The sequence below is a fragment of the Actinacidiphila paucisporea genome (assembly GCF_900142575.1).
GTDB classification, from domain to species: Bacteria; Actinomycetota; Actinomycetes; order Streptomycetales; family Streptomycetaceae; genus Actinacidiphila; species Actinacidiphila paucisporea.
In genome coordinates this window covers 74,023-92,737 of record NZ_FRBI01000016.1, presented here as the reverse complement: position 1 = coordinate 92,737, position 18,715 = coordinate 74,023, and the positions used below count along the sequence as shown (strand labels likewise).

The following is an 18,715-nucleotide window of genomic DNA, read 5'->3' as shown; positions in this document are numbered from 1 at the left end:
CCGGTGCCGCCGCGACGTCACACGAGTGGAAGCACGGAGTCCTGCGCCCGGTCCACCCGGTGCTGTTTCGCCTGGTCGGTGATCATCTGCGCTTCCATGGCCAAGCAGCTGATGACGGCGGTACTGACGACGCCTCAGGTCGCGAGGTGAACTCCATCGAACCAGGCGGGCACATCACCACCACCGAGTACGACCGGTCGGGCAACACCGTCCGCGAGCTGACGCCCGGCAACCGAGACCTCGCGCTGGCCACCAGCGGTCCGAGCCTCGGCCTGCTCACCTTGCTCGGCCTCGACGCCGTCGGAACCGCCGACCGCGCCGCCCAACTGTCCACGAGCCATATCTACTCAGCCGACGGACAGAACGAACTGGCCGTGTTCGGCCCCCGGCACGAGGTCACACTCGCCACACCCCTCCAGGCTGACGCCGGTGGCACCGACCTGCCCGCGGGCTCCGAGATACCGGCCCGCCTGCACACCGTCACCGCCTACGACCAGGGCCGTCCCACTGACGGAAGCGCGACCGCTTCGGGCCTGCCCACCACGGTGACGACGGGAGCGTCCGTCAGCGGCTACTCCCACGACGCCGACACGCACACCACGACGACCGCCTACGACTGGGCGAAAGCACTGCCCACCTCGACGACCGAAGATCCAGGCGGCCTGAACGTCACCAAGACCACCGCATACGACGCACAGAGCCGGCCAGTCACGACGGCACAGCCCAAGTCCAACGGAACCGACGCCGGGACGACCGTCACGACCTACTACTCGGCTACCGGCACCGGCGCATGCCACGCCCGGCCGGAGTGGGCAGGACTCGTCTGCTCCACCGCACCGGCCGGGGCAATCACCGGTGGAGGCTCCAACCCGACCCAGTCGCCGACCAAGACCACCGAACCTCGAACGGCCAGACCGTCACCCACGAGACGGATGCTCTCGGACGGGAGATCAGTTACAGCGACGGCGCCGGCAACACCACCACGACCACCTACGACGCCCTCGACCGGCCCGTCACCGTGACCGACTCGGCGCCCTCCACCACTACGTACGCCTACGACACGACCACAGACCGCGCGGCCTGCCGACCTCCCTCACCGACTCGGTCGCCGGGGCGCTCACAGCCACCTACGGACCCGACGGGGAACTGAGCAGCGAACACCTGCCGGGCGGCTACACCCTGAATGTCGGCACGAACAACGTGGGCGAGGAGACGTCCGCGATCTACACCCGCGACAGCGACGCCGGCGCGGTCCTGAAGGACACCGCCGATTACGCGGTCAACGGCGACATCGCCGACCACAGCGAGACCGCGGGTGACACGTCGTCGCAGAGCTACACCTACGATCAACTCGGCCGACTCGCCGGGTCCGACGATCTCGGCGGTGACGGGAGCTGCCTCCGGCATGTCTACGGCTACGACGGCAACAGCAATCGCACATCGCTGACCACCTCGCTCAGCGCTCCTGGCGCCGCCTGCACCGACACCGGCGCGACTGGGCTCCTGGACGAGCGTGCGGTGCTCACTGCCACTTCACACGCCGGCTCCCCCCGGGTCAGACCGGCGCTAGCCGGCCGGCGCGGAAGCGGTTGATGGCGTCGAGGTGCTTGGCACGCATCTGCTCGTCGCGCACGCCGAGGCCCTCCTCGGGGGCCAGGCACAGGACGCCGACCTTGCCCTGGTGCAGGTTCCGGTGGACGTCGTGGGCGGCTTGGCCGGTCTCCTCCAGGGAGTACACCCTGGACAGGGTGGGGTGGATCCTGCCCTTGGCGACGAGCCGGTTCGCCTCCCAGGACTCGCGGTAGTTCGCGAAATGCGAGCCGATGATCCGTTTGAGGGACATCCACAGGTAGCGGTTGTCGTACTCGTGGATGTAGCCGCTGGTCGAGGCGCAGGTGACGATGGTTCCCCCCTTACGGGTGACGTAGACCGAGGCGCCGAAGGTCTCGCGGCCGGGGTGCTCGAAGACGATGTCGACGTCCTCTCCGCCGGTCAGCTCGCGGATACGGCCACCGAAACGCTTCCACTCCCGCTGGTCCTGGGTGTGCTCGTCACGCCAGAAGCGGAAGCCCTCGGCCCTGCGGTCGATGACCGCTTCCGCGCCCATCCTGCGGCAGATCTCCGCCTTCTCCTGGCTGGACACCACGCAGATCGGCGTGGCACCCCCGGCCAGCGCGAACTGGGTCGCGTACGAGCCGAGCCCGCCGCTGGCACCCCAGATCAGCACGTTGTCACCCTGCTTCATACCGGCACCGTTACGGGACACCAACTGCCGGTACGCGGTCGAGTTGACCAGCCCGGGAGCAGCCGCCTCCTCCCAGCTCAGATGCTCCGGCTTGGGCATCAACTGGTTGGACTTCACCAGCGCCACCTCGGCCAGGCCACCGAAGTTCGTCTCGAACCCCCAGATCCGCTGCTCCGGATCGAGCATCGTGTCGTTGTGCCCGTCGCTCGACTCCAGTTCGACCGACAGGCAGTGTGCGACGACCTCGTCGCCGGCCTTCCAGAGGTTGACACCCGGGCCGGTGCGCAGCACGACGCCCGACAGGTCCGAGCCGATGACGTGGTAGGGCAGGTCGTGGCGCCTGCCCAGCGATGACCGGCGGCCGTAGCGCTCGAGGAAGGCGAACGTCGGCACCGGCTCGAAGATCGAGGACCACACCGTGTTGTAGTTCACCGAGGAGGCCATGACCGCCACCAGCGCCTCGCCAGGGCCCAGCTCAGGCACCGGCACCTCGTCCAGGTGGATCGACAGGCGCGGGTCCTTGTCGGCCGATGCCATCCCCTCGAACATGCCGGTGTCGCTCCTGTGCAGCGTCGCCGCCCGGTAGCTCTCGGGCAGTCGGAGAGCGGAGTAGTCACGGGCAGTCGCCTGACCGGAGGTTATGGCGTCAACGATTTCCTTCACTGCATGCCTCTTCAGTCGATCGGATGGGAGGAGCAGCCCCACCGGGCGGTTCTGGTCGCCGACGCGCTATTCGACGCCCCGCTCGCGCAGGTAGTCCGCCAGCGCGGGCACCGTGTCCAGGGCAGACAGGTCGTCGTCCATCTCGACGACGACGCCGTAACGGCCCTCGATGGCCTGGATCAGCCGCACGAAGCCCAGCGACGTCAGTCCGAGCAGCCCGAGCGGCTCGGGCTCGTCGGCGAGCGCCTCCTCGGCGCTGATCTGGCCGTCGGCGGCCTCGACGACCAGATCGGCCAGCTCGCGGTGGAGTTCGGGATACGGATCGGGCCGGGATTCGTGCTGCAGGTCTGGTCGCGGCTCGGGATGCAGGTCGGGGACGGTCACTCGGGCTCCTCCTGTCGCAGTTCGTCGACGGCGCTGACCACCCCGTCGATGGTCGGGGTGTCGAAGAAGGCGTCGAACGGCACCTCCACGCCGAGGCGTTGCCGGATACGGGCGATGATCTGCATGATCGTCAGCGAGTGCCCACCCAGGTCAAAAAGGGTGACGTCGGGGGCGAACTCGTCCACCCGCAGCACTTCCCGCCAGATGCCGGTCACGATCCCGGTCAGATCGGCGACGTCGGCCGGGCCGGCGCCGCCCTCGGTGTCGGTGTCGGTGTCCGGCGACACGGTGCCGGTCGGCTCGGGTGCGAGCGCGGCGGCCGGGTCGAGCGGGTCGGCCGCGGTGGGCACGGCAGCCACGGCGTGCAGGCCCGGCAGGGCGGCCCGGTCGAGCTTGCCGTTGAAGGTGCGGGGCAACTGGTCCAGCCAGTGGAAGTCCCGGGGGACCATGTACCGGGGCAGGCGAGCGGCGACGTGGGCCCGTACCGCTGAGAGCTGCCCCGCCCCGACCAGGTAGGCCGCCAGCTCTCCGTCGCGTACCGTCACCGCGGCCTGCGCGACCCCTGGCGCGTCGAGCAGCGTCCGTTCGATCTCGCCCAGCTCGATCCGGTGCCCGCGCAGTTTGATCTGGTCGTCGGACCGGCCGAGGAATTCGAGCTGGCCGTCGGCGCCGAGACGCACCAGGTCACCCGTGCGGTAGCACCGCCGGCCGGCCGCATCGGTCACGAAGCGCTCGGCGGTGAGCTCGGGCCGCCCGCGGTAGCCCCGGGCCAGTCCGGCGCCGCTTATGAACAGCTCCCCCGGCACGCCGACCGGCACCGGGCGCAGCCGGGCGTCCAGGACTTGCAGGGTGGTGTTGGCGACCGGGCGCCCGATGGTCACCCGGTCCGGGTGGGCCGGGATCTCGGCGGCGGTGGACCAGATGGTGGTCTCCGTCGGTCCGTAGACGTTGACCAAGCGGTCGACCAGCGGGCGCAGCCGCCGGGCCGCCGGGAGCGCGAGCGCCTCGCCGCCGCACAGGGCGGTGATCGGGGCGCCGGCCCAGCCGGCGTCGAGCAGCAGTTGCCAGCTGGACGGGGTGGCCTGCACGTGGGTGATTGCGGCGTCGCCGATGAGCCGGGCCAGCGCGCCGCCCTCGCGGACGGCCGCGTCGGCGGCGATGACGACCCGGCCGCCGGTGGTGAGCGGTGCGAACAGTTCGAGTCCACTGATGTCGAAGGACAGGGTGGTCAGGTTGAGCCAGCGGTCGGCCGGCCCCGAGCCGATCAGCTCGCCGATGGCGGCGATGAGGTTGGCCAGGGCAGCGTGGCCGACCTCGACGCCCTTGGGACGGCCGGTCGAGCCGGAGGTATAGATGACGTAGGCGAGGCCGGCGGGGTCAGTGGCGGCGGGCGGTGTCCCGGGCTCCGCGGCGAAGGCCGCGAGACCGTCGAGCGCCAGCAGTTCGACGGGCGGCACGCCCAGGTTCGCGGTGGCTTCGGTGTGGCCGAGGATCAGCTTCGTCCCGGCGTCGGTGGCGATGAACTCCAGCCGGGCCGTCGGGGAGGTCGGATCCAGCGGCAGGTAGGCCGCACCGGCGGCGAGGATGCCGAGCAGGCCGGCGACGAGTTCCACGTGCCGGCGGGCGCAGAGTCCCACCACGTCGCCGGAGCCGACGCCTCGCCGCCGCAGCCCGTGGCCGATCCGATGGGCGGCGGCGACCAGTTCCCGGTACGTCAGGGCGCCGGCGTCGCCGGACACCGCCACCGCGTCGGGGGTGGCTTCGGCGGCCGCCCTGACCAAGTCGAGGACGGTAGTGGCCGGGCGCGGCCGCGCGGTGTCGTTGATGCGCTCCAGCAGCACCTGCTCCGCGGGCAGGAGCAGGTCGAGGTCGCCCAGCGGCCGGTCCGGCTCGGCCAGGCCGGCGGCGAGCAGGGTGCGCAGATGTCCGGTGATCCGCTCGGCGTCGGCGACCGGCAGCAGCCGGGTGGGGATGTGGATGCGCCCGGTCAGACCGTCAGGGGTGTCGATGAAGTGCAGGTGCATGGCGGCGCGGACCGTCGCCGTGGCGAACAGCCGCTCCACCGGGGAGGTCGCCTGACCAGACGGATCCGGGCGCAGGCGTATGTAGCTGGTCGAGACGGGCGCCATGGCGAGGCGGGGCGGCAGGCCGGTCACGGCCCGGCCGAACGGCACCTCGCGGTGGCCGTACACGGCCCTGGCCTCGGCCCGTACCTCGCCCACCAGCCGGCCGAAGGACGTCCGCGGGTCCGCGGTGAGCGTGACGGGCAGTTCGTTGACCCACATCCCCAGCTCGCCCGCGGTTTCCGGGCGCCGGGTGGACACGTCCACGGCCACCGAGGTTGCGACGTTGCCGTATCGGGCGAGCAGCGCGTGCACGCCCGCGAGCAGCACCTCGAAGCGGGTCGCCCCGAGCGCCGCCGTGCCGGCGGTCAGCGCGGCGTCCAGCTCCCGGTCCCAGGCGAGGTCGAGGTGGGTGGCGTCCTCCGCCGCGGTGGGCGTGGCCGCGAGGCCGGGCAACAGCACTTCGGCGGGCGGCGCCGGCCGGGCGGACCAGAACTCCCGCGCCGCCGGCAGGGCCTCCGCGACGCGCCGGGCCTGCGCCTGCGCGAACCCGGCGAACCGGTCGAGGGAGCCCCGGCCGAGGGGCCGGCCGGCCACGGCCGCGGCGAGGTCGGCGACGAGCATGTCCCTGCCGAGGCCGTCGAGGACCAGGTGGTGGGCGACGATCATCACGACCGTACGGCCGTCGTCGACCCTCAGCGCCACGCAGCGGGCGAACGGCCCTGCGGAGGAGGCGGCGCCGGCGAAGTCGAAGCCGGCGGCGAGTTCGGCGGCGAGCACGGCCGGCAGCTCGTCCGCGGCGGCCGTGCGGTGGACGACCGGAGCCGCCTCGCCGGGATACAGCAGCGGTTCGCCCGCCGCTTCGGCCACCGTCGCGGCGAGCAGCGGGTGCCGGTCGGTCAGCGCGGCCCACGCTCCGTCCAGCGCGGCGGAGTCCGCCCTGTCGGGCGCGGTCACCACCGCCGGCACCAGATACGCCGCCGACGCACCGATGGCGCGTTCGGCGAACCAGAGACCTTGCTGAGCGGGGGTCATCGGGATGCCGGTCACTGCTTGCGCTCCTGCCATGGACTCGCCGCCTCCTCTCCTGCTGCTCGGGTGTCCGGCGCGGGGTCGAAGAGCGCCCGCAGCCGGCTTTTGACGACCTTGCCGCCCGCGTTGCGCGGCAGTTCGGCGACGTGGACGATCCGGCTGGGCTGCTCGTGGCCGGCCAGCCGGGTGGCGAGGAACCGGCGCACCTCGGCCAGCCGCAGTTCGCGGGTGGCGACGAGGACGGCGGCGGGGGCCCGGCCGAGTACCGGGTCGGGCAGGCCGAGGACCGCCGCCTCGACGATCTCGGGGTGTTCGTGCAGTGCCGCCTCGACCGCGAGGGTGGAGACCTTGTCCGCGCCGCTCTTGATGAGGTCGCTCTCTCGGTCGACGAGGAAGAGGTAGCCGTCGGCGTCCAGGTAGCCGATGTCGCCCATCCGGGTCCAGCCGCCCCGGAACACCTGGGAGGTGGCGGCAGGGTCGTCGAGGTAGGAGCGGGGGGCGCCCGCGCTGCGCATCCACACCTCGCCGGTCACCCCGGCGGGGCAGGGCCGCCCCGCCTCGTCGCACACCCGCAGCGCGCCCCCGGCCACCGCCAGGCCAATGGCCGCCGGGCGCTCCGGGCTGAAGATCATGCTGGTCTGGGTCGGTGCGGCCTCGGTCGAGGTGTAGTAGTTGACGATCGTGGCGCCCGGCAGTGCGGCCGCGAGCCCGGCGGCCACGGTGGGGGGCAGGGCGGCGGCGGTCGACCCGAACAGCACCACCCCGGACGTGTCATGACGGCCCAGCGCTCCCGAGGCCAGCAGTTCGATCGCCATCGCCGGTACGACGAAGACGCTGCCCACCGCCTGCTGCTCGATCAGCCGGGCGAAGTGCTCGGGGCCGAATCGTGCGGTCACCAGCATCCCGGCGTGCGAGGTGAGCGCGTTGAACAGCATGGTCTGCCCGGCGTTGGTGCCGATCGGGAAGGCGTGCAGGAACTGCCGGGAGTGGGCGAGGGTCCGCAGTGGCGGATCCAGCCGGGCGCCGTGGGTGAGGTTGGCGTGCGCCGCGATGACGCCCTTGGGACGGCCGGTCGTCCCGGAGGTGTAGAGGATCTGCGCCGGGTCGCCCGGGCGCGGCCCGTCCACCACCGGTCCCACCACGGGTTGCCCCCCTGCCGCGGGCGCCGGTCCCGCAGGCGCCACAGACGGCGCCCCGCCCACCGATCCCGCCGCCGGCAGATGCGCGAGGTCCCGCGGGCCCCAGCGCAGCCGGACCTGCGTGTTGAAGCGCTCCACGTCGGCGCCGTGCAGCAGCGCGGTGGCGCCGCTGTGCTCCAGCATGTACGCCACCTCGGCCGGCGCGGTCCTGGTGGACATCGGTACGGCGACCGCCCCGGCGGCGAGCACACCGGTGTAGGAGCAGGCGTAGGCGATCCAGTCCCTGGCCCCGTACAGCAGCCCGACCCGGTCGCCGGGACGGACGCCGGCCTCTCGCAGTCCGGCGGCTGTCCCCTGCGTCCTGGCCTGCCAGGTGGCCAGGTCAAGTGTGTCGGCGCCCTGCGTCACAGCGATGTGCGCGGGTTCCGCGGCCGCCCGGGCGGCGAGCAGCCGCGGCACGGTCAGGGCGACCGGGGCGCCCGAGCCGGCGGCCGGCCGAAGGCGTCGCGTGCTCATCACACCCCCTGGCCGGTCGGCGCGGTTCCGGCGGTGCGGACCGCCGTGCCGTCGGCGAGGGCGACGCGACGGCGTACCGCCTCCGCCCCGACCTCGTCGTCGGGCCGGGCATCGGGGACCTCGTCGTCGAAGCGGGCGGTCCTCGGCAGCCGCATGGCCGTCAGTGCCACGGCCGCGATGGCGACCGCGAGCAGCAGGTAGAGCAGCGCGATGCCGCGGCCGGGTCCGACGCCCAGGACCCGTCCTGCGGTGCCCGCGAACGCACCACCGGGGTTCATCAGCGGCTGCAGCAGGTGCGAGCCGGCCGGGCCCAGCACCGCCCAGCCGATCGGCAGGGTGGACCATGCGATCACGGTGTTCACCGCGAACACCCGGCCGTGGAACCGCTGCGGGACCTTGACCTGCACGATGGTGGTGTAGACGCCGTTCAGTACGACCAGTGCCAGCGACATGCCGAACGCGCCGACCGCGATGACCCACACCGCCGGTCGCAGGCCGACGACGACGCAGAAGGCGGCAAGCACCAGCGCGCAGCACAGCACCGTGTACAGCCGCCGGTGCCGCGGCCCGCCCCACACGGTCATCGCGAGGCCTCCGAGCAGCGCCCCCACACCGCCGGCGACCGAGACCTCGGCGACCTGGTGCAGGCCCGAGAAGGCCAGCACCAGCGGCGTCACCATCAGGAACAGCGGTGACAGGAAGACGTTGAGGGCCATGAAGAACAGCAGCATCGAACGGAAGCCGTGGTGGCCCCAGGAGAACCGGAAGCCCTCCCTGATCTCGGTGGCCAGGCTCTCCCGGCGGCGCCAGGCGAGTGTTCGCGGGAACCGTACGAGCAGCACGATGGCGACCGCGACGGCGTAGCTGATCACGTCGATGGCGAGGATGCCGCCGAGGCCGATCACGGCGAGCAGCGCCACCGACAGCAGCGGCATCAAGGCGGTGGCGCCGCCGCCGACCATCTGCACCACACCGTTGGCGTGGCCGAGGTACTGCTTGGGGACCAGTTGCGGGATGGCCGAGCTGTACGCCAGGCGTTGGAAGGCCAGCGCCACCGAGAGCAGCGCGAGCAGCGGGTAGATGTGCCAGGTCTGCAGCGATCCTGTCCACAGCAGGATGCCGAGAAGTAGTTGGGTGCCGCCCGCGCCGATGTCGCCGCAGAGCATGACGCGGCGTCTGCTGTGCCGGTCGACGATGGCGCCCGCGAGCGGCATGGCCAGCAGGCTGGGCACCAGCCCGACGACGGCGAGCAGCGCGAAGTTCAGCACGGACCCGGTGCGCTCCAGCACCCACAGCGGCAGCGCGACGTCGGTGAGGGTCGAGCCGAGCAGGGAGACGAGCTGCGCGAAGGCGACGACGAGGAAGCGGCCCATGCTGGGCCGGGGGCCGGCGGGCGTGACGGGACCGGTCGACCGCGATGTGCTGTGCAGCCACCAGGTCGCGCGTTCGCCGCGTGCGGGACGGGTCAGCGGTTCCGCCTGCTCCGCCGCGACGGCGGGATCGACGGTGGTGACGATGTCGGCGAGTTCGCCGGCCCGCCACTTGAGGTAGAAGTGGCCGGCCTCGTCCAGCACGACCAGGGCGGTGCGGTCGGTGAGGAAGTGCCACTCCGTGAAGCGCTCGGCATGGAATTCCGTTGCCGGATCCCGGCCGCCGACGACGCTGATGATGGGTGCGCGCAGCCGCTGGGTACCGGAGTGCATCAGCTCGGTGTAGTACGCCTCCGCGTTGTCGGAGTCCTCGCGCATGGTGCGGATGAGGTGGCGGGCCTGGGCGGGTTCGAGGTCGTTCATGTCGACGCCGAGCCCGGTCAGCCAGTTGGCGTACAGGGTGTCGGAGCGCAGCGACTCCATCCGGGCCGCCCGGGACAGGGCCGACCAGATGCGGTTGCGCGGCCGGGCGAACGGGAAGATCGCCCCGATGTAGACCGCGTCGATCTCGCGGCCGCCACGTTCCAGCCGGCGGGCGATCTCGACGGTGAGCGCGGAGCCGACACCGCAGTGGCCGTAGAGCGCGAGCGGCCCTTCGACCTTCTGCAGGATCTCCGCGCAGCAGCGTTCGGCCAGTTCCTCCAGGGGCAGTGCCGGTTCGTCCAGGCCGACGTCGTGGCCAGGGATGGCGATGGAGAACAGCCGCTGCCCGGCCGGCAGCGCGTCGGCCAGCGGCTGGTAGACGACGGCGCTGCCGCCCCCGTAGGGCGCACACACCAGGGTGCGCACCCGCTGTCCTGCCGGTGCAGGGCGGGTCAGCTCGTGCACCAGGCCCCGGGGGCCGCGCTGGTCGAGGGGTACGTCGACCAGTTCGGCGAGTTCGCGGACGGTGCGCTGTCCGAAGACGTCCATCACGGTCACGCCGGCGCCGACGGCGCGGCGCAGTCCCGCGACCATCTGGACGGCGAGCAGGGAGTGCCCGCCGAGGTCGAAGAAGTCGTCGTCGAGGCCGACCTGCGGAACGCCGAGCAGCCGGCCCCACAGGTCGGCGATCAGGATCTGCGTGTCGGTGACCGGCTCGGCGTACGCGGCCGCGACGTCGCGGACCCGCTGCGGTGCGGGCAGCCGGCGGCGGTCCAGCTTGCCGTTCGCGGTCAGCGGCAGCTCGGGCAGCTCGTCGAAGGTGGCGGGCACCATGTAGTCGGGGAGCCGCCGCCGCAGCGCGGTACGGAGTGCGGCGCTGTCCTGGGGGGCGTCCACCACCAGGTACGCGGCAAGCCGCCGGTCGCCGGGGAGGTCCTCCCGGACGGCGACGGCCGCGTCGCGCACCCCCGGCCGGTCACGCAGCGCCGCCTCGATCTCGCCGAGTTCGATGCGCAGTCCCCGCAGTTTGACCTGGGTGTCGATGCGTCCGAGGAATTCCAGCGTCCCGTCGGGGCGCCACCGGGCCAGGTCGCCGGTGCGGTACATGCGCTGCCCGTCGGGGCCGGTGACGAACTTCTCAGCGGTCAGCTCGGGCCGGTTCAGATAGCCGTGGGCCAGCCCGAGCCCCGCCAGGTGCAGCTCGCCCGGCACACCCACCGGGAGCGGCTGGGCGCGGTCGTCGAGCACGTGGACGCTCATGTTGTCGATGGGGGCGCCGATAGGGACCCGGGCACGGCCGGCCAGCCGGTCGGCGGTGCAGTGGTAGGCGGTCACGTCGATGGCGGCTTCGGTCGGGCCGTAGAGGTTGTGCAGTTCCGCGGCGGGCAGCGCCGCGAGTGTGCGCAGCGCCAGGTCGACGGGCAGTTCCTCGCCGCTGCAGATGATCCGCCGCAGGGTGCCGCATCGTTCGGCGTCCTCCTCGGCCAGGAACACGGCGAGCATGGACGGCACGAAGTGTGCCGTGGTGACGTTCTCGGCCGCGATGAGGTCGCGTAGGTAGGCGGCGTCCTTGTGCCCGTCGGGTCGGGCCAGTACCAGCCGGGCACCGGCGAGCAGCGGCCAGAAGAACTCCCAGACGGACACATCGAATCCGGCGGGGGTCTTCTGCAGTACGGTGTCGGCCGCGGTCAGGCCGAAGCGGCGCTGCATCCAGTGCAGCCGGTTGACGACGCCGCGGTGGCCGTTGACCACCGCCTTGGGCTGCCCGGTCGACCCGGAGGTGTAGATCACGTAGGCGGGGTCGCCGGGTCCGGCGAGCGGTTCGGGGCCGGTCGCGTCGGCGTCAGGCCACAGCGCGGGGTCGTCGAGTCCGAGCACCGGGCACCCGGTCGGTGGCAGGGCGTCGCGCGCCGTTCCCGCGGTCAGTACGGCGAGGGGTTCGGCGTCGGCGAGCATGTATCCGAGCCGTTCGGCCGGGTGGTCCGGGTCCAGCGGAAGGTATGCCGCCCCGGAGATCAGCACGCCGAGCAGGGCGACGACGAGGTCGGGGCCGCGATGTGCGCACACGGCGACGATCCGTCCGGGCCCGGCGCCGTCGCGGCGTAGCCGGCCGGCGATTCGGTTGGCGCGCGCGGCCAGCTCCCCGTAGGCCAGGGTGCTGCCCTCGGAGCCGACCGCGGGCGCGTCGGGGGTGGCGGCCGCGCTGGCCAGCACCAGGTCGTGCAGGGTGGCGTCTTCGGGGAAGTCGGCCGCCGTGTCGTTCCAGGTGTCCTGCGCTGTCCCGCCGGCCCGGCCGGCGGAGGCGAACAGGCTGCTGAGCGGCCGGCCCGGGTCGCGGGCTGCCTCGCCCGCGAAACGCGTGAAGGTCTCCGCCATTCGCTCGACCGTCTCGCCGTCGAAGAGGTCGCGGTTGTAAATGACCGCGCCGGACAGGCGGTCCCCGGCGATCAGGTCCAGTTCCAGGTCGAACCGGGTCGCCACGACCTCCACGACGAACGGTTCGACCGCGGGGCCGGCCGCCGGGGCCGGGCCGGGCACGGCCGGGGTGCGCATCGACAGGACGGCCTGGAAGATCGCCGACCGGCCGGTGTCGCGGTCCACGTCCAGCTCGGTGACCAGCTGCTCGAACGGCAGCTCCTGGTGGGCGTAACCGTCCAGGACCGCGTCACGGACCCGGGTGACCAGCTCGGTGAACGTCGGGTCGCCCGCGGCGTCGATCCGGGTGATGAGCATGCTGACGAACATGCCGATCAGCGGCTCGAGTTCCGGATGCGTACGCCCGGCCTGCGGTGACCCGACGGCGAAGTCGTCCTGCCGGGAGTAGCGGGAGAGGACGGCCGCGTAGGCGGCGAGCACCGCCATGTAGAGGGTCGCGCCCTGGCCGAGGGCCAGCCGCCGCAGGGCCGCGGTCGCCTCTTCGTCCAGGTCCACGCCGACGGGGGCGCCGCGGTAGGTCGGCCGTGCGGGCCGGGGGAGGTCGGTGGGCAGCTCGAGCGGGGGCAGACCGGCCAGCCGGTCCTTCCAGTAGGCGATGTCGCGCGCCTGGGCGCCGTCGGCCAGCCGCCGCGCCTGGCGTTCACGCTGCCACAGTGCGTAGTCGCCGTACTGCCTGCGCAGCGGCGCTGCCGCCGGCCCGCCGTCGGCCAGCAGGGCGAGCACTTCACCGAGAAGGAGCTCGGCCGACCAGCCGTCGCAGACGATGTGGTGCACGGTGAGCGCGAGCACGTGGTCGTCGGGCGCCAGCGTGTAGAGGGCCGCGCGCAGGAGCGGGCCGCGGGCGAGGTCGAACGGCTCGGCCAGCCGTGCGGCGACCGCCTCGCGCACCCACGCCTCACGGGAGGCCGGGTCTGCGCCGGCCGCCTCCGCGGCCTCCAACGGAATCGAGACCGTGGCGTCGATGTGCAGCACGGGCCGCCCGTCGTCGGTGGCGCCGAAGCGCATGCGGAGGCTCTCGTGCCGGGCCGCGACCGTGTCGAGCGCGGCGCTCAGCGCGGCCGCGCCGAGCTTCCCGCGAAGCCGCACCACCACCGGGACGGTGTATGCGGCCGTGCCCGGCGCGTACTGCTCCATGAACCACAGCCGCTCCTGCGCCGTGGACAGCGGGACGCCGGTGCCGGCCGGGCGGGCCGGGATGACATCGGCCGGGGCGGCGGCCTGCCGCAGCCGGGCGGCGAGCAGGGACCGCTTGGCGGCCGAGAGTTCTCCTGAGGTGGTGGTCATAGCGTCGCCGTTCGGGCTGCCAGCTCCGCTGTCGCCTCGTCGTCGGTCAACCGGTCTATCTCCGCGACCAGTTCGGTTTCGACCACCCGCGCGAAGCCCGCCACGGTGGGCTCTTCGAAGAGCAGCCGGACCGGCAGGTCGAGGCCGACGGCGGCCCGCAGCCGGCCGATCGCCCGTACCGCCAGCAGAGAGTGGCCGCCGAGGACGAAGAAGTCGTCGAAGGCGCCCACATGGTCGACCCGCAGCAGTTCGGCGAAGATCGCGGCGACCATGTGCTCCGCGTCGGTGCGCGGCGCCTCGAAGGCGGCCCGCACCTCGTCGTCGGCCGCGGGCGCGGGCAGCGCGCGCAGGTCGACCTTGCCGTTGGCGGTCAGCGGCAGCGCCGGCAGCGCCACGACGACGCCGGGCACCAGCAGCGCCGGCAGCCGCTCGGCGGCGTAGGCGCGGACCTCATCCGTGGCGGCGGTGCCCGTCACGTACGCGACGAGCAGCTGGCCGACCGCGGTGACGACGGCCTGGCCCACACCGGGGTGCCCGGTCACGACGGCCTCGACCTCGCCGGGTTCGATGCGTACGCCCCGGACCTTGAGCTGTCGGTCGAGCCTGCCGAGGAATTCCAGCACCGGCTCGTCGCGGCGCCAACGGGCCCGGTCGCCGGTGCGGTACAACCGCCCGCCGCCCAGCGGGTCCGGCTGGAACCGTTCGGCGGTCAGCTCCGGCAGGCCCAGGTAGCCGTCGGCCAGCCCGGCGCCGGCCAGACACAGTTCGCCGACCGCGCCGCGCGGCACCAGCCGCCCGGCCCGGTCGAGCAGATACGCGCGGACCCCGCCGATCGGGCGTCCGATCGGCGGCCGGCGGCCGGTGTCCGCCTCCGTCAAGTCGACGGCGGTGGCGATGACCGTCGCCTCGGTCGGACCGTAGGTGTTGGTCAGCCTGACCCGGTCGCCGTGGATGTGCCGCCAGCGGGCGACCGCGGCCGCGTCGACCTGCTCGCCGCCCAAAATCACCAGCCGCAGCGCGGCCGGCCAGGATGGCCCGAGGTCCAGCAGCGCCTGCCAGTACGCCGTCGGCAGGTCGAGCACGGTGATCGCCGGGTCGGCGGCCAGCGCCTCCGGCAGTGAACGTGTCCCGCCGGGCAGCAGCACGAGGGCGGCGCCGGCGGCCAGGGCGGGCCAGATCTCCTCGGCGTGGGTGTCGAAGCCCAGCTCGGCGAACTGCACCACCCGGTCGGCGCGGGTCAGCCCGTAGGCGCCGGCCATCCAGGCCACGCGCTCCCGCAGCGCGGCCTGCCCGACCAGGACCGGCTTGGGCGTGCCCGTCGAACCTGAGGTGAACAGCACGTAGGCGGCGCCGGGCTCGCGCACCGGGGACTCCGCGCCGGGCACGATCCCGTCGGCGGTGATCACCGCGGCGACACCGGACTGCGCGATCAGCAGGCTGCGGCGGTGGGCGGGCAGTCCCGTGTCGAGCGGGACGTAACCGGCTCCGCTGCGCCAGGCCGCCAGCAGGGCGGCTATCCGGTCGGGGCCGCGCGGCACGCTGACTCCCACCAGGTGCCCGGGGCCGGTGCCTGCCGCCCGCAGCGCGTCGGCCAGCATGCCGGAGCGCTCCCACAGCTGCCGGTAGCTGACCTGCTCGGCGCCGCTGTACAGGGCGACCGCGTCGGGCGCGGCGGCGACCGCCTGCTCGATGGCGGCCAGCAGTGGCGGGCCGCTGTCGGCGGCGGCCGGGCCGGTGCCGATCCTGATCAGTTCGGCCGCCGCGGCCTCGTCTACGAGCGGCAGTTCCCGTACGGGGGCGTCCAGATCGGCCAGGACGGCGCGCAGCACCGCGGTGAACCGGTCGGCCAGCGCCTCGGCGGTGGCCGCGTCGAACACGTCGGCGCCCGCGGTGAGCAGGATGTCCATCCTGGCCTGCCCGGTCCGCGCGTTGATCGCCGTCGGGGTGACGAACACGTCCATGGCCACGTCGGTGAGGGTGCGGCGCGATCCGTCGCCGAATCCCTCGGCGGTGACGCCTTCGAAGCCCTCCGACCCGTCGAAGCCGGTCGCCGAGACGTCCATGGTGGAGTGCAGGGTCAAGGTGGCCTGGAAGAACGGGTTGTGGCTCGGGTCGCGGGCCAGGCCCAGGTCGGCGACCAGCTGCTCGAAGGGGACCTCCTGGTGGGCGAAAGCGCCCAGGCAGGCCGTCCGGGTCCTGCGCACCAGGTCGCGCACGGTGGGGTCGCCCGACAGGTCGGCGCGCAGGACGAGCATCCTGACGAAGTAGCCGAAGACCGATTCCGTCGCCACGTCGTCCCGGCCGGCGACCGGCGTGGCGACGCAGAGGTCCTCCTGCCCGCTGAACTGGGCCAGCATCAGCTGGTAGGCGGTCATCAGCACCATGAACGGGGTGCAGCGCAGCTCGCGCGCGACACGCTGCAGCTCCGTCCACGTACCGTCGTCGAAGACCCGCTCCGCCGAGACGCCGGCCGAGGTGCGCCGCGCCGGGCGAGGCCGGTCCAGCGGCAGATCGAGCACCGGCGGCTGGTCGAGTACCGCCCGCCAGTATGCGAGCGACGCCTCGTCGCCGGCGAGCTGGGCGCGGGCGTGGTCCAGGTAGCGCAGGCCCGGCGGGGCGGGCTCGATGCCCCGGTAGGCTTCCGCGGCCTGTCGGTACAGCAGGTTCAGCGACCAGCCGTCGCCGACGGTGTGGTGCGTGACGGCGCACAGCACGTGCTCGGTCGGGTTCAGCCGCAGCAGGCCGATCCTGATCAGGTGCCCTTCGGCCAGGTCGAACGGCCGGACGATCAGCTCCTCGACGGCTCGCCGCGCCTCGGCCAGGTCCGCGACATCGGCGCGGTGCACCGGCGTCACCCGTGGGGCGAGCACCTCCTGCACCGGTTCGCCGTCGGATTCGACGAACCGGGTGCGCAGGCTCTCGTGCCGGGCGATAACGGTGTCGAAGGCGTGGATCAGGCGGTCCGCGTCGAGGTCGCCGCGCAGCAGGACTGCAGCGGAGATGTTGCAGGCGACGTCGTCGGGGTCGAGGCGGTTGAGGAACCACAGGCGCCGCTGTGCCGAGGTCAGCGGGCCGCGATCACGCTCGGACATACGCCGCTCCCCAGGTCGCGCCGTCGGTTGTCGCCCTGCGGTCGTCGGCGAGCAGGCGGTCGAGCAGGGACAGCAGGCCGGGGGCCTGCCAGTCCTCGACGACCGCAACGACCCCGGCCGCCTCGAACCGCCGCAGGTAGCCGGGGTCGCGGACAGTGGGTACCGCCAGGACCGGGCTGCCTGCGGCGCGGGCGGCGTCGGCGCCGGTGACCGAGTCCTCGAAGACCAGTTGCTTCTGCGGCGGCACGCCGAGCAGGTGGGCGGTGGCCCGGTAGACGTCCGGCGCCGGCTTGAGCCGCGGCACGTCCTGCGCCGCCACCACTCGGGCCGGCCCGAACAGCGCCAGCAGCCCCGCCCGGCGCAGGATCTCGACAGCGGTGCCTCGTTCGGTCGCGGTGCCCACGGCCACCGCGATGTCCCGGGCGCACAACAGGTCGAGCACCGCGGCGACCCCGGCCCGCGGGACGATCTCGTCGACGGAGCCGATGAGGTCGTCGAACGACTGCTGCTTGGCGGCGAGCGTCTCGGCGGGAGGGACCGCGTTCCGCGACAGCGCCGCGATCTCCTCCGCCACCTGCGGGTCGGGGCCGCCGATGAAGTGCGGGAGCCGGTGCAGCGCCTCCTCCCTGGTGAGTTCGACCCCGGCCTGCCGGGCGGCTGCCAGCCAGGCCTCGTGGTGGAAGCGTTCGAGGTCCACGAGGGTGCCGTCGAGATCGAAGGCCGCGGCCGATATCCGGGCGGTCATCGTGCGGCCCCCCCGCCGGCCCCGCGCCGCGCCAGCCTGACGACGGCCATCTCCTCGTCGTCGTACCAGATCGCGGCCTCGTACCTGGGGGCGACCAGCGACAGGAAATAGCCCAGGTCGTCGATCATGCCGATCCCGTCGCCGGGGTCGCGGCGCACGTGCTTGGACTGGACCAGCAGGGCCGTGTCAGCGATACGCAGGCTGTCCATGATCAGCGCCGACAGGTCGATCGGGGTGAGCATCCGCCACAGGTCGAGGTGCACGGCGCAGTCGAAGGAACCGTCCTGGTAGTGCGTACGTGCGCCGAACAGGTGCGGGTTGTCGGGTCCGAACTCGGCGCCGTGGTCGATGGTCGTCATCCGGCCGGCGAAGCCCGCGGCCCCGACGTCGAACCCGATCCACAGGCTGCTCGCGGAGTCCGGCAGGCCGACGGCCTTGTGTACGCGATCGGCGGCGACCCGGCCCGGATGGCCGCGGAGGAATTCGCGGCAGTCCTCGTAGTACGGCAGCGTCCGGGCGACCCGGCGGTGGTTGTCCGACGGGTGGGTGAAGAACTCGATGTCGTAGTGCCGGTACTTGTCGACGAGGAAGGGCAGGACCGGTTTGGTCTTCTCCCACTCCGTCGTCCAGTCCCTGAAGTGCGGCGCGTGGAAGCACAGGGCGGTCGGGTCGTAGCGGAAGCAGCTGTTTTCGCGGCCGAAGTACCGGTAGATGCGGTAGGTGAAGTCGGTGTCCTCGTAGCCCCACTGGACGAACGACTCGTCGAAGCCGCCGACGGCGAGGTACAACTCGCGCGACAGCGACAGGTTGTGGGTGAAGCCGAACATCCACGCGGTCCGCCGGTAGACGTCGAAGACGCCGGCGTCGCTCGGCGGCAGATCGCGGTGGTCGCCCTCCATCGGCAGCAGGCCGCTCTCGTCGGGCACCGCCTGCCGCAGCGCCGCGAAGGTTCCCCAGCTGGGCTCGATCCGCCGGCCGAAGACCACCTCGGGGCCGGGGTCGCCGGGCCGGCGAAGGTGCCGTTCCACGAGGTCTGGGGCGGCGTAGGAGTCGGCGTCCATCAGCAGCAGCCGGTCGCCGCGGGATGCGGCGGCCCCGGAGTTCCGCGCGGCCGACCTGCCCCGGTTGACGTCGTGCCGGACGTAGCGCAGCTGGAGTTCGGCCTCGTGGCGGCGGACGACCGCGTGCACGTCCTGGACGGAGGCGTCGTCGACCACGACCACCTCGAAGCGGTCCCGGCCGACTGTCTGGCGGGCCAGCGACCCGAGGGTCAGCTCCAGGCACTCGGCCTGGTTGTAGGTGGGGATGATGACGGACAGCACG

At 72.9% G+C, this 18,715-nt stretch carries 10 protein-coding genes; 2 read left to right on the top strand and 8 right to left on the bottom strand.

What is annotated here, in order from left to right; translation table 11 throughout:
* Positions 1 to 146 precede the first annotated feature (146 nt).
* The gene (locus BUE44_RS37560) at positions 147 to 1,022 is read left to right on the top strand and encodes a hypothetical protein (RefSeq protein ID WP_159450282.1); all 876 of its coding nucleotides are present in this window, start codon (positions 147 to 149) and stop codon (positions 1,020 to 1,022) included.
* A gap of 178 nt (positions 1,023 to 1,200) precedes the next feature.
* A complete protein-coding gene (locus BUE44_RS22820; RefSeq protein WP_073500850.1) occupies positions 1,201 to 1,593 on the top strand; it encodes a hypothetical protein in 393 nt (130 codons plus the stop codon).
* On the opposite strand, the gene ccrA is transcribed toward BUE44_RS22820, so the two are convergent.
* From ccrA to BUE44_RS22780, 8 genes are all read right to left on the bottom strand, one after another.
* Positions 1,556 to 2,908, bottom strand: a complete 1,353-nt coding sequence (ccrA, locus tag BUE44_RS22815) for a crotonyl-CoA carboxylase/reductase (RefSeq protein ID WP_073500849.1) — start codon at positions 2,906 to 2,908, stop codon at positions 1,556 to 1,558. The genes BUE44_RS22820 and ccrA overlap by 38 nt on opposite strands.
* A 66-nt stretch (positions 2,909 to 2,974) precedes the next feature.
* Positions 2,975 to 3,292 (bottom strand): phosphopantetheine-binding protein, encoded by a 318-nt coding sequence (locus tag BUE44_RS22810; protein WP_073500848.1) that lies wholly within the window; start codon positions 3,290 to 3,292, stop codon positions 2,975 to 2,977.
* On the bottom strand, positions 3,289 to 6,423 hold the full coding sequence (locus BUE44_RS22805; protein WP_073500847.1) for a non-ribosomal peptide synthetase: 3,135 nt from the start codon (positions 6,421 to 6,423) through the stop codon (positions 3,289 to 3,291). Before BUE44_RS22805 ends, BUE44_RS22810 begins: the two co-directional genes overlap by 4 nt.
* Entirely contained in the window at positions 6,402 to 8,042 is a 1,641-nt protein-coding gene (locus BUE44_RS22800) for a class I adenylate-forming enzyme family protein (protein ID WP_073500846.1), read from the bottom strand. Before BUE44_RS22800 ends, BUE44_RS22805 begins: the two co-directional genes overlap by 22 nt.
* Positions 8,042 to 13,555: a non-ribosomal peptide synthetase/MFS transporter gene (locus BUE44_RS22795; RefSeq protein ID WP_073500845.1), complete on the bottom strand. Its 5,514-nt coding sequence runs from the start codon at positions 13,553 to 13,555 to the stop codon at positions 8,042 to 8,044. The genes BUE44_RS22800 and BUE44_RS22795 overlap by 1 nt, the downstream gene beginning before the upstream one ends.
* Positions 13,552 to 16,647, bottom strand: coding sequence for a condensation domain-containing protein (locus BUE44_RS22790; RefSeq protein WP_073500844.1), 3,096 nt, complete (start codon positions 16,645 to 16,647; stop codon positions 13,552 to 13,554). The genes BUE44_RS22795 and BUE44_RS22790 overlap by 4 nt, the downstream gene beginning before the upstream one ends.
* Complete coding sequence (locus BUE44_RS22785; protein WP_073500843.1) at positions 16,634 to 17,392, bottom strand: HAD family hydrolase; 759 nt, start codon at positions 17,390 to 17,392, stop codon at positions 16,634 to 16,636. Before BUE44_RS22785 ends, BUE44_RS22790 begins: the two co-directional genes overlap by 14 nt.
* Positions 17,389 to 18,714 (bottom strand): glycosyltransferase family 2 protein, encoded by a 1,326-nt coding sequence (locus tag BUE44_RS22780; RefSeq protein ID WP_073500842.1) that lies wholly within the window; start codon positions 18,712 to 18,714, stop codon positions 17,389 to 17,391. Before BUE44_RS22780 ends, BUE44_RS22785 begins: the two co-directional genes overlap by 4 nt.
* Between the last annotated feature and the right edge of the window lies 1 nt (position 18,715).

Coding starts and splice junctions, on each gene's coding strand:
- BUE44_RS22795 (WP_073500845.1), bottom strand. CDS start 13,555: ATGACCACCACCTCAGGAGAACTCTCGGCCGCCAAGCGGTCCCTGCTC.
- BUE44_RS22785 (WP_073500843.1), bottom strand. CDS start 17,392: ATGACCGCCCGGATATCGGCCGCGGCCTTCGATCTCGACGGCACCCTC.
- BUE44_RS22790 (WP_073500844.1), bottom strand. CDS start 16,647: ATGTCCGAGCGTGATCGCGGCCCGCTGACCTCGGCACAGCGGCGCCTG.
- BUE44_RS22800 (WP_073500846.1), bottom strand. CDS start 8,042: ATGAGCACGCGACGCCTTCGGCCGGCCGCCGGCTCGGGCGCCCCGGTC.
- BUE44_RS22805 (WP_073500847.1), bottom strand. CDS start 6,423: ATGGCAGGAGCGCAAGCAGTGACCGGCATCCCGATGACCCCCGCTCAG.